This window comes from Neobacillus drentensis (genome assembly GCF_036966985.1).
GTDB lineage: Bacteria > Bacillota > Bacilli > Bacillales > Cytobacillaceae > Neobacillus > Neobacillus drentensis_E.
Map to the genome: position 1 here is coordinate 1 of NZ_JBALSN010000168.1, position 10365 is coordinate 10365.

The following is a 10365-nucleotide window of genomic DNA, read 5'->3' on the forward strand; positions in this document are numbered from 1 at the left end:
GCCAGCCAAAGCAAGAAGGCGGAAGCAAGATGGCTAAAAGGAGTAAATTCCAGACAAAGAAATAAAACCGTTGAATAAATGATCCCTTGCATTAATCCTACGAGTGGGAATGCTTGCACTGCCTTTTTAAGATGTTCCTGATCCATAGGCAATTCTCTTCTGATGGGGATTGCTGTAAAAAATTGAATATCTATTAAAAAACCTTTCCAGAGCTTCATTATTTTGAACCCCATTGATGGATGAGCTTTTTCATCAAATCCCATTTTAAGTGACTTTTCATCTCATTTGCTAAAATATCAAATCGTTTATCTTTATACTCGCTAATAGATTTGATTCCTTGGACTGGAAGACCTTTCTTTTTCCGGATCATGTTTAACCATTGATTTCTCCATTCATCATTATGAAAAAGATGATGAAGATATGTTCCAATGATTTGACCGCCATTTCCGAAATACCCATCATCTTCCCCATTGGCAAAGGTTAAAAATGGAATCTCCTTTTTTGAAAAGATGGTCTTTCCTAAATGAATTTCATAACCCTCTAGCTCTTGATCTGCAGGCAATCCGGTAGCTTTGTGATACTGAGCATTGACTCTATTGGTTTCCTTATCTTGATAAAAAGTAGTCGTTGCTTGAATCATTCCTAACCCTTTAACCTTGTAGTTAGGAGTGTTTGTGTCTCTGCCTTCTTTATCAATCAATTCTTCGCCAAGGATTTGATATCCACCACAGATTCCTACAATAAAACCGCCATTTGCCACATGTTTTTTGATTAAAAAATCTAACTGTTTATCTCGTAAATTCTGCATATCACTGATGGTACTTTTTGTACCAGGTATGATAATCGCATCTGGTTGTCCGAATTCACTGGCATGTTTGACCCAGCGGACTGTTACATCTTCTTCATATAAGAATGGCTCCAAGTCACTATAATTTGAAATAAACGGGAGATGGATGACAGCAATATCTAGTGTCCCTTTTTTCGGATAGGCAAATTGGGTCCCGATCGATAATGAGTCCTCGCCATCAATCATATGATTTTCAACAAACGGTAATACACCTAATACAGGGACACCTGTTTTTTCTTCAAGCCATTGAACTCCATCCTCAAATAAGCTGAGATCGCCGCGAAACTTATTAATAATTACACCAACTACTCTTTCCCTTTCGGTAGGCTCCAGTAAATCAAGCGTGCCAACNNAACCAAAACGACTGGTATATCCGCCAATTCGGCCACCATCATATTAACAAGTTCGCGGTCCTTTAAATTGATTTCAACTGGGCTGCCTGCTCCTTCAATTACGACTACATCAAATGCAGTTGCAAGTTGTTGAAGTGATTCCTTAATTACTGCTAACCCTTTCTCATAAAAGTGATCCCGATACCGGCGCCCTGAAAGGGTCTCTATTGCTTTCCCTAGATAAACAATTTCAGCGTCCTGTGCGGAACGCGGCTTTAATAAAATCGGATTCATCCATACCGAAGGCTCTACTCTAGCAGCCTCTGCTTGAATTCCTTGTGCTCTGCCAATCTCTTTTCCGTCGCTTGTCACGTAAGAGTTATTAGACATGTTCTGAGATTTAAACGGGGTGACCCTTACTCCCTCGTTGGAAAGGATTCGACACAAGGCTGTTACGATTAAACTTTTGCCCACATCTGAAGCTGTTCCCTGAATCATGACTCCTTTCATGAGGCAGCTCCCTTCATAACGATTGGAATCCCTGCTTCCACTAAAAACACCTGGTCTGCCTCTTTTACTAAGTACTGATGGATTTGTCCAAGTAAGCGGCCATATGTAAACACCATTTCATTGCCATGTAAAAATTCATTTAAAACCTCATTACTCACGATTATCATGGTTCCGGCACGTTCCTTTATAGAATTAATACCGAAGAGAATAGTATCTTTAACAGTGGTTAAAAATCGTTCATCCCACTTTTGCTCAGAAGAAAATAGTTCATTATTTAATAGTGTGGTGAGACAATCTAGTAAAACCACATCATCGCCTTTAAGTTCATTCGCTATCTTTCCTATTTGAACGGACTGTTCATATGTTTTCCACTGACAGGCCCCTGTTAAGCGATCGCTTTGATGTTTTTCAATTCGTTCCTTCATTTCTGGATCAGAAGCAACACCCGTAGCCAGATAGTTAAGTCGACCTCCAGTTTTACTTACCATTTCTATTGCTTTCCTCTCCGCAAAGCTGCTCTTCCCGCTTCTCACACCACCCGTTATGAAGATGAGTGTTGATGCCGCCATTGTGTTAACACCTCCATTAATTGATGATTTTCTTCATGACCTTTTATGGCAAAACGCAGCCATCTTCCCTCCAAGCCTGGGAAATTAAAAGTATGCCTAGGAATGATACTTTGATGAAGTAGAAACTCAAATAATGAATACTGATCCTGTAAAAGCGGATCCTGTAGTAAGTAAAAATTTACATCGGATGACGAAGCAATATAGTTATTTTGATGAAAAAAATCAAAAAGCCTCTTTCGCTCATAACCAATAAATTCCTGTGTCTTTTTAATAAAAGCTACGTTTTGAAGACAAAGTTCCCCTGCTAGTAACGCAATGGTATTGGTGCTCCAATGTGATTGCTGCTTGCTCAGTTCTGAAACTATCGCTGATGGAGCGACTAAATACCCCAAGCGAATTCCTGGTATCGCAAACATCTTAGTCAGTGAGCGAATAATAATTAAATTTGAAAATCTGTTTATGTATGGAACAAATGATTCATATTCGATTAAAAAATCAAAAAAAGCTTCATCTAAGATGACGAGGCAATCTCGTTTTTCACACTCTTCTACGATTGAGATTATCGTTGACGGAGGATAATGAATTCCGGTTGGGTTATTAGGGTTACACAAAAACATAGCATCCACATCTATTAGACTAGAGAGTAAATCTGTTGGATTCAATGTAAAGTCTGGCTCTACTAATTGATGATAGATGATTTCACATTGATTGGCCCGACATACTTCTTCATATTCTGAAAAAGTCGGCTCGATGATGAGGACTCTTTTACCAGCAAGTAATTGTCCAAGCAGTGTAATCAGTTCTGCTCCACCATTGCCAATTAAAATAGAATCACTCTTGATCTGTTCTGCATTTGAAATCATGTCCGTAAGCTTTGTGGCAAACGGATCAGGGTACACATGAATTTCTTGAAAAAAATCCACCCACTTTTCCTTTAGTGCAGTTGGTGGACCAAGTGGATTTATATTTGCGCTAAAATCAATAAACTCCTTTGGGAGCACTAATCCCAAAGCTTTATATAAATATTGAGGATTCGATCCATGTGACGGCCAACTCAAGGAATATTCCCCCTATCCATAATAGTAGTAAAAACAGAAAAACCGTCCGGCTAAGAATAGAATTGGCTCCAAGGATATGCGATGCTTGAATCATTTGAATCGGATCACCCATTTTTGCGCGGTTCGATAGGATCCCTTTGTAATAATTGATACCGCCTAACTGGATCCCTAAAATAGCTGCAACAGCCGCCTCTCCCCAGCCACTGTTTGGACTTGGATGCTTTTTCGCATCACGGAACAAAATCATCCAAGCATGCATGATACTTGTCTTCTCTGGTCGTTTTCCAATCAGCATGGTCATGCCTGTTAATCGACTGGGAATCCAATTCATTACATCATCCCATCTTGCAGAAGCCCAGCCAAACTCTTTATATCTATCATTCATGTGGCCCACCATCGAATCACATGTATTAGTGGCCCGATAAACCATCGCCAGTGGTGCCCCGCCAATGAGTGCCCAAAACATTGGGGCAGTCACCCCATCACTTGTATTTTCAGCCACCGTCTCAATTGTACCCCGAGCAATTTCACCTTCATCAAGGGATTCTGTATCACGGCCAACAATATAGGATAGTTTTTTCCTAGCCTCAGAAAGTTCCCCTACAATTAATGGTCGATAGACCTCTATGGCCGCTCCCTTTAAACTCTTTTGAGCAATAGTTGTTGATATAATGATACTTTCTACTAATATCCCAACAAATGGGTGAACATGATAACCTGCCAAAATTAAAACGAATGCAATGAAATAAACAAAGAGTAAAATAAAAAGGAGCATTCCCACCCCTTTCCATTTTGTAAACTTCCCCTTATTCAAGCGTTTTTCTAAAAATGAAATCATTGTACCAATCCATCTAACAGGATGAGGCCAGTGGGGTGGATCACCAATAAACATGTCGATAATATACGCAATTGTTATCGCGGCTAAATGATTGACTAACATTTTCGTTTCCTTTTGCTTGATTTTTGAATTGCTTCTGTGGTGCACTGATAAACAGCTTTGCTGATGAGCTTTCCTAACGGAGTAATCGTTCCTGCAAATTCAAGCACCTCGCCCGTTTGTGTAGCAGCAATTAAAATACTATCGGTCGAGGTTCCGGTCGCCAAGGTTCCGGTCAATTCATCCATTACCATTAGATCGTTCATAGCCTTAACCTTTGCTTCAGTGGCAGTCATGATACTTTGGATAAAGGCTTCTTCTGTTAACTCTCCTTCGACAAAAATCCATGTATTGATAGTTCCAGGTATCATTTCAAATGAATGTAGTTCACTCTTCGAAGCATCAACCGCATTTCCAACCCCGGCTGTTACAACCACAAATATCGAGAAGTCAGTACCGATGTATCTTTTGTAAACAACATCTTCCAAGATGACTGCTGTCATCATGCCCACCGTTTCCGACGGTTCAAACCCTTTTGATTTCAAAAATATGGCCATCTCGCTGCGATGGTCATTACATATGTAATCCTTGTTAACATGTCGATTCACAAACGACTGATGCCATCCGGTCCCTGAACCAATTACTCCTGAAGACATGGTCCTTAATGGCATGGGAGAAGTTAATTCAATCCATTCTTTTGATATATGTAACCTTGACTCATCTATTGAGAACATGACATCGTTGTGATTTACTTTTGGTAATAAGGCCATCTGTGGTGCAGCGACTCTAGGATGAGGGTGTTTTTGAATGTCAGTATGGTACACGTCTCTGATTCGTTCTTCACGAAGCACCTCATTAGGAATATGATTGATATTAATCCGTCCGTTTTCAAGGAGGAGCAGCCGGTCACAATAAAGCCCAGCAAGGTTTAAATCATGAAAAATAGAGATGACCGTTAACCGATTTTTTGATGTCCATTGTTTTAAGAAATCTAACAATTCCTTTTGGTAGGATAGATCTAAATGATTTGTAGGTTCGTCTAATAAAAGGATTTCAGGTTCTTGGGCTAACGCTTGGGCGAGAAAGACTCTTTGTTTTTCCCCTCCTGATAACTCCTGAATATTTTTATTTTGGAAACTGGATACACCAATTTGCTTCATTACTCTTTGGACAACCTCTTCATCAACGGGACCCCAGGATTGAAACAACCCCTTTTGATGGGCATAACGCCCGAGCGAAACGGTTTCTTTCACCGAGTAAGAGAAAGACTGTGATGAATGTTGGGACAGGACAGCAATTATTTTGGCCAATTGTTTTGCCTTGTATTGCTGGAGCCGTTTTCCGTTGATTTGAATCTCACCTTTTTGGATTGGTAGTATGCCGCTTAGCATTTTTAAAAGGGTTGTCTTCCCACTTCCATTCGGACCGAGGATTCCAAAAAGTTCTCCCTTTTCCACTTCAAAAGAAATGTCCTCCAGAACCGCTTCATTCGTGTATCCACCAGAAACCTGTTGAACGCTAAGCATCCTTTAACCACTTCTTTCCTTTTTTCTTTGTAGCAGGATTATTGCAAATACCGGAGCCCCAATTAATGCTGTGATGACACCAATTGGTAATTCTGTTGGTGAAATGATCGTCCTTGAAACCAGGTCAGCTAAAATTAAAAAGCCTGCGCCCGTTATAATCGACAAAGGAAGAAGCTGGCGATGATCAGGCCCCCATAATAATCTCGACAGATGTGGAATGACCAAACCAACAAAACCAATGGTGCCTGACACCGCAACGGCTGCTCCTGTTAATATTGAACCGGCTGTCAAAACGATGAGCTTTCTCTTGTGTACATTAACACCTAGATGTTGTGCCCGTTCTTCCCCAAACGACATCGCATTTAGTTCCTTTGCATTAAAGAGTAGCAAACATGAGCCTATGATAAAAAATGGTAGAATGATTTTTATGTAATCCCAGCCTCTCATGGAAACACTTCCCAAAAGCCAGCCAATGATCTGCCGGAGTTCATCTCCTGTCAGTGCTATCATGAGCGAAATAATTGCTCCTAAAAAGGAACTGAAAATAATACCTGTTAAAATAATCGTTTCTACGCGCATTGATCGTTCGATTTTACTCGCAAACATGAGTACTAAGAAGATTGTAAAAAAAGAGAATAGGATACTTAGCAATGGTAATGTAAAGGATCCTATGAAGGGAATGGAGAGCTGGAAAAACAGGGTCAACACTGCCCCCACAGACGCTCCCGAGGATACACCTAATGTATAAGGATCTGCTAACGGGTTTCTTAGCAGTCCTTGAAAGGCTGCCCCTGCAATAGCAAGGGAAGCCCCGACAAGACCTGATAAGATTACTCTGGGTAAACGAATATTTAAGACTATACTCGTATACATTGGGTCAAATGTCTCCAAGGAAATTTGCCCAAATAATTTTGCACTAATAATCTTTAAAATGGTTAAGATTGGAACCGAAACCGTTCCGATTGAAATACCTATTAGTATAGAAAGAACTAGGAAAATTCCAGCTATACAAAAGGCTAAATACTTGTTATTTAAAAACTTCAGGATAAACAGCCTTGGCAAGATCTTCTACTCCTTCAACAATCCTTGGGCCTGAGCGAGTCACGCGATCAGAATCGACATCGACCACTTGCTTGTTTTTTACAGCGTTGACTGTTTCCCAGCCTTTTCTGCTTAAAACTTGCTCCGCAGGATTTTTCACATAGTACCCGTATGTTGTAACGATAACATCAGGATTACGTTTAATCATTGCCTCTTGATCAATTTTAATCCAGCCTTCTTGATCATTTGCGATGTTTTCTGCATTAATCGTGCTAAGCATTTGATCCATAAAAGTATTCTTTCCAGGTGTATAAATTTCTGGAGCCGGTGAAACCTCAACTAATACCTTTTTCTTTTCTGTTATTCCGGCAGCCTTTGCTTTAATTTCGGCCAATTTATCCTTCATCCCGGTTATCATCTCATCGGCTTTCGCTGTTTCACCAGTAGCTTTCCCGATCATATCAATGGAATCATAGACTTGGTCAAAATTTTGTGCATCATTAACAACTAAAACTGGAATCCCAGCATCTTTTAACTGCTGGAGTCCCGCTTCAGAGTTGTGCGCTGAAGAGGCATGGGCTAATACTAAATCAGGCTTTAAAGAAATGATTTTTTCTAAGTTAATTTCCTGACCGCCGACTTTTTCCTTTTTTGTTGCAGTCTCCGGATAATTATCGAAATCAGACACGCCCACCACTTCTTTATCGAGACCTAAGGCAAAAACAATTTCAGTATTACTTGGGATAAGAGAAACAATCTTTTCAGGTTTCTTTTCGATAATAACCTTTGTTTGGGTTGCATCTGTAAGTGTGAGTGGATAGGTGATTTCTGCTGTTTTCTTCTCTACACTAGTCTTCGATTCTTCCTTTACCTGATCTTTCTTTTCAGTACAACCTGCTAACACTCCTACTGTCAATAATACTACTAACAGCAATGAATACAATTTTTTCATTTTTCTCCCTGCTTTCTGTGGTATATCTTGTATGTAACAAAAAATAAATCCTTCATGCGCCAAACAAAATGGCGTAGATAACAACAAAAAAACATCTCCACGTTTTAATGGAGATGTTGGTATGAATAGATTCTATTACTAGCAAAAGTAAAAGGAGTCTAGCCTTCAACACCTTCCTATCCTCGTAGGTTACATGGCGCACAAGAATTAGGCAGGTTTCCTGGCTCATGATCATCGCTTCCTATGCCTTCCCATCATAATTGACAGTGACATATTATAGGTTGCTCCCATTTACAGTGGCGGGACCGCGTTGGCTTCTACCAACTTCCCTTTTAAGCTTAAAATCTCTTGATAAGATTTTAGCACCTAAATTTAAAAATATTTTTTGTTACGTTAATTATAGAAAAAGTGGAATGATTTGTATATGTTTTTTTACAATAATTTAAGATTCAATACTTCTGCATAAATTTGCCATTTCTATTGCAGCCGTTGCTGCATCCCAACCTTTATTACCAGCCTTGGTTCCAGCTCGCTCAATAGCTTGTTCGATTGAATCCGTTGTTAACACACCAAAAATAACAGGAATGCCACTTTTTAAATTGATTGCAGAAACACCTTTTGCTACTTCATTACAAACAAAGTCAAAATGTGGAGTTGAACCGCGAATGACTGTTCCTAACGTAATTACTGCATCATATTTATTGCTATTGGCCATTTTTTGGGCGATTAATGAAATCTCAAATGCTCCAGGAACCCACGCAAGGTCAACGTCTGACTCGCTAACGCCATGTCTTTTCAGTGCATCCTGTGCACCGCTTAATAACTTACTCGTAATAAATTCATTAAAACGTCCAACAACAATTCCAATTTTTAAACCAGAGCCAACTAAATTTCCTTCAAAAATATTTCCCATGTGTATACCTCCATCAATTGTTTTGTGTATAACGATTTTATTAGTTAAACTTCCCGCTTAACCAAGTTTTCTTTTTTCATTCGGTATTCAACTAAATCCTTAATCGTAATCATTTTAAGATTCATTTTCTCAGCAATTTTGAAAAGATCGGGAACCCGGGCCATCGTTCCATCCTCATTCATAATTTCACAAATAACCCCAGCAGGCTTTGCGCCGCATAATTTGGCAAGATCCACGGCTGCTTCTGTATGTCCATTTCTCTTTAGAACTCCACCTTTTTTAGCAATGAGCGGAAAAATATGCCCTGGTCTTAAAAAATCAGCTGCTTCTGATTCCGGGTCAACCATACTCAAAACGGTTGCGGATCTTTCAAATGCAGAAATGCCAGTGGTCGAGAATTTATGATCAATACTGACAGTAAAAGCAGTTCGTTTCGGATCTGTGTTGTTGGTAACCATTGGATGTAAGTCAAGCTTCTTAGCTAAATCCTCATCAATAGGCACACAGATTAGACCTCGGCCGTGAGTGGCCATAAGATTTATGACCTCAGGTGTTGCTTTTTCAGCAAGTGAAATAAAATCCCCTTCATTTTCCCTATCCTCGTCATCACAGACAATGACTACCTTGCCTTCCTTTAAATCCGATAGCGCTTCATCAATTGAATTAAACACGGGTATCTCTCCTTTCAATCCATTTTGTAACGAACATTGTTTAAAAAAATCCATTCTCTTCTAAAAAATTAGCGGTTATCCCTTTGCTGCTTTTTTGCGGAGGTTGATTAGAAAAATTATTAATGAAATGACCAACATATTTTCCTATCATATCGCATTCTAAGTTTACAATATCCCCTGAACCCTTAAGCCCTAGAATCGATTCTGACAACGTATGCGGGATAATGGATAATGTAAAACTATTCTCCGAAACGGCAAATACGGTTAAGCTTGTCCCATCAACACAAATCGACCCTCTTAAGATTACATATTTCAATAATTCCTCTTCGGGTTCAATCTCATAGTAAATCGCATTTTCAAGTGATTGTTTACTTTTTATTACACCTGTACCGTCAATATGTCCTGAAACGAAATGACCGCCAAACCTTCCACCTGCTGCCATCGCCCGTTCAAGATTTACTTTCGAACCCCGTTTTACCATGTTTAAACTGCTGGCTCTGACCGTCTCCGGCATAACATCTACCGTAAACAGTCTCCCAGTAAAGGATGTAACGGTTAGACAAACCCCATTAACAGCAATACTGTCGCCAAGATGGACATCGTTCAGTATTTTTTTCGCTTCAATGGTTAATACAAACGATTCGCCCGTCCGCTGGATGTTTGCGACTACGCCAATTTCTTCAATAATTCCAGTAAACATATTGTTTCTACTCCTTACTATGTTTCCCTTTAATTCTTACTCTAAAAAAAAGAAAGACCCTGAAGACAATAAGTCATCAGGGTCCAGTAAAATGGCAATAGAAAATAAAGGCTTAAAAATAGGTACACTTCACCCTACTGTTAATCCTGTCTTTTCCTTCTCCCATCCAGACTTTAACTGTCGGCCCTGGAGTTTCACCAGATCCACCGCTTAACATAATTATGTTAACCGGGTCACGGACTAAGAAGCTTAGCTTCATCACCGCCGGTTAGGAATTTCACCTGACCCCGAAGGAAATTATTTAAATATATATTTATATGTTATGACATTTCATTCTAATAGTAAAGTAATCCGTTCTAACTAGTTTTT

At 39.5% G+C, this 10365-nt stretch carries 11 protein-coding genes, 1 pseudogene and 2 riboswitches; all 12 genes and pseudogenes read right to left on the reverse strand.

What is annotated here, in order from left to right; all coding sequences use genetic code 11:
• Positions 1-218 (reverse strand): adenosylcobinamide-GDP ribazoletransferase (locus V7659_RS11540; RefSeq protein WP_335540135.1); only part of this gene is annotated, 218 nt, incomplete at its 3' end.
• Positions 218-1228, reverse strand: a complete 1011-nt coding sequence (locus V7659_RS11545) for a cobyric acid synthase (protein ID WP_335540144.1) — start codon at positions 1226-1228, stop codon at positions 218-220. The genes V7659_RS11540 and V7659_RS11545, both read right to left, overlap by 1 nt.
• Positions 1153-1689: an AAA family ATPase gene (locus V7659_RS11550; protein ID WP_335540136.1), complete on the reverse strand. Its 537-nt coding sequence runs from the start codon at positions 1687-1689 to the stop codon at positions 1153-1155. Before V7659_RS11550 ends, V7659_RS11545 begins: the two co-directional genes overlap by 76 nt.
• The gene (locus V7659_RS11555; protein WP_335540137.1) at positions 1686-2258 is read right to left on the reverse strand and encodes a bifunctional adenosylcobinamide kinase/adenosylcobinamide-phosphate guanylyltransferase; all 573 of its coding nucleotides are present in this window, start codon (positions 2256-2258) and stop codon (positions 1686-1688) included. The genes V7659_RS11550 and V7659_RS11555 overlap by 4 nt, the downstream gene beginning before the upstream one ends.
• A complete protein-coding gene (gene cobD, locus V7659_RS11560) occupies positions 2231-3316 on the reverse strand; it encodes a threonine-phosphate decarboxylase CobD (protein ID WP_335540138.1) in 1086 nt (361 codons plus the stop codon). The genes V7659_RS11555 and cobD overlap by 28 nt, the downstream gene beginning before the upstream one ends.
• The gene (gene cbiB / locus V7659_RS11565) at positions 3273-4256 is read right to left on the reverse strand and encodes an adenosylcobinamide-phosphate synthase CbiB (protein ID WP_335540139.1); all 984 of its coding nucleotides are present in this window, start codon (positions 4254-4256) and stop codon (positions 3273-3275) included. The genes cobD and cbiB overlap by 44 nt, the downstream gene beginning before the upstream one ends.
• Positions 4250-5719 carry an adenosylcobinamide amidohydrolase gene (locus V7659_RS11570; protein WP_335540140.1) on the reverse strand — a complete coding sequence of 490 codons (1470 nt, stop codon included), beginning with the start codon at positions 5717-5719 and terminating at the stop codon, positions 4250-4252. Before V7659_RS11570 ends, cbiB begins: the two co-directional genes overlap by 7 nt.
• 3 nt (positions 5720-5722) lie before the next feature.
• Positions 5723-6781: a FecCD family ABC transporter permease gene (locus tag V7659_RS11575; RefSeq protein ID WP_335540141.1), complete on the reverse strand. Its 1059-nt coding sequence runs from the start codon at positions 6779-6781 to the stop codon at positions 5723-5725.
• Positions 6747-7712: an ABC transporter substrate-binding protein gene (locus V7659_RS11580; protein ID WP_335540142.1), complete on the reverse strand. Its 966-nt coding sequence runs from the start codon at positions 7710-7712 to the stop codon at positions 6747-6749. Before V7659_RS11580 ends, V7659_RS11575 begins: the two co-directional genes overlap by 35 nt.
• Positions 7713-7905: 193 nt before the next feature.
• Positions 7906-8097: riboswitch (cobalamin riboswitch) on the reverse strand.
• A gap of 57 nt (positions 8098-8154) precedes the next feature.
• A complete protein-coding gene (gene ribH / locus V7659_RS11585; RefSeq protein WP_026566960.1) occupies positions 8155-8625 on the reverse strand; it encodes a 6,7-dimethyl-8-ribityllumazine synthase in 471 nt (156 codons plus the stop codon).
• A gap of 47 nt (positions 8626-8672) precedes the next feature.
• Positions 8673-9296 (reverse strand): annotated as a pseudogene (ribB, locus tag V7659_RS11590) (3,4-dihydroxy-2-butanone-4-phosphate synthase); the annotation flags it as partial.
• Between the two features lie 40 nt (positions 9297-9336).
• Positions 9337-9996, reverse strand: coding sequence for a riboflavin synthase (gene ribE / locus V7659_RS11595; protein WP_335540143.1), 660 nt, complete (start codon positions 9994-9996; stop codon positions 9337-9339).
• Between the two features lie 150 nt (positions 9997-10146).
• Positions 10147-10295: riboswitch (FMN riboswitch) on the reverse strand.
• Positions 10296-10365 lie beyond the last annotated feature (70 nt).